We start from the raw sequence: 1,353 nt of genomic DNA on the forward strand, positions 1-1,353 counted from the left end.
ACTCCGAGAAGTACCAGCTCAAACCCCGCGACTGGACCCGCGCCGACACCGAGGGCATCGCCCCCCTCATCACCCGCCTCAACACCGTCCGACGCGACAGCCCGGCCCTGCAACAGCTGCGTGATCTCCACTTCCACCATGCCGACCAGGAATCGGTGATCGTCTACAGCAAGCGGAGCGGATCGAACACGGTTCTGGTGGTCGCCAACCTCGACCCCCACCACACCCAGGAGGCCACGGTCTCGTTGGACATGCCGCAACTCGGCCTGAACTGGCACGAGTCGGTACCGGTGCGCGACGAGCTCACCGGTGAAACCTTCAACTGGGGCAGGGCCAACTATGTGCGCCTGGAACCGGGTCGACGACCCGCGCATATCTTCACGGTTCTGCGACCGTCCCCGCAGATCGGAGGGTCACCCACAACATGATCGTCAACGAACCCGTCCCGGACACCTTCGAGGACACTCCCGCAAAGGACCGGGACCCGGACTGGTTCAAACGCGCCGTCTTCTACGAGGTCCTGGTGCGGTCCTTCCAGGACAGCAACGGTGACGGCATCGGCGACCTCAAGGGTCTGACCGCGAAACTCGACTACCTGCAGTGGCTCGGTGTCGACTGCCTCTGGCTGCCGCCCTTCTTCAAGTCCCCCCTGCGGGACGGCGGTTACGACGTCTCGGACTACACCGCGGTACTCCCCGAGTTCGGCGACCTCGCCGACTTCGTGGACTTCGTCGACGCCGCCCACCAGCGTGGCATGCGCGTGATCATCGACTTCGTCATGAACCACACCAGCGACCAGCACCCGTGGTTCCAGGAGTCCCGCAAGGACCCCGACGGGCCGTACGGCGACTACTACGTCTGGGCGGACGACGACAAGCAGTACCAGGACGCGCGGATCATCTTCGTCGACACCGAGGCGTCCAACTGGACCTACGACCCGGTCCGCAAGCAGTACTTCTGGCACCGCTTCTTCTCCCACCAGCCGGACCTCAACTACGAGAACCCGGCCGTCCAGGAGGAGATCCTCTCCGCGCTGAAGTTCTGGCTCGACCTGGGCATCGACGGTTTCCGGCTGGACGCGGTGCCGTATCTCTACCAGCGCGAGGGCACCAACTGCGAGAACCTGCCCGCCACCCACGACTTCCTGAAGCGGGTGCGCAAGGAGATCGACAGCCAGTACCCGGACACCGTGCTGCTGGCGGAGGCGAACCAGTGGCCGGAGGACGTCGTCGACTACTTCGGCGACTACCGCAGCGGTGGCGACGAGTGCCACATGGCGTTCCACTTCCCGGTGATGCCGCGGATCTTCATGGCGGTACGCCGGGAGTCCCGCTACCCCGTCTCCGAGATCCT

2 protein-coding genes are annotated in these 1,353 nt (G+C 64.9%); both read left to right on the forward strand.

Annotated features, from left to right (window positions below; genetic code table 11):
* Positions 1-428, forward strand: a 428-nt coding sequence (locus ACWDGI_RS43600; protein WP_450768606.1) for an alpha-glucosidase C-terminal domain-containing protein, incomplete at its 5' end; no start/stop codon positions are given.
* Positions 425-1,353, forward strand: a 929-nt coding sequence (locus ACWDGI_RS43605; protein WP_450768607.1) for an alpha-amylase family glycosyl hydrolase, incomplete at its 3' end; no start/stop codon positions are given. The genes ACWDGI_RS43600 and ACWDGI_RS43605, both read left to right, overlap by 4 nt.

The organism is Streptomyces sp. NPDC001220 (assembly GCF_053597895.1).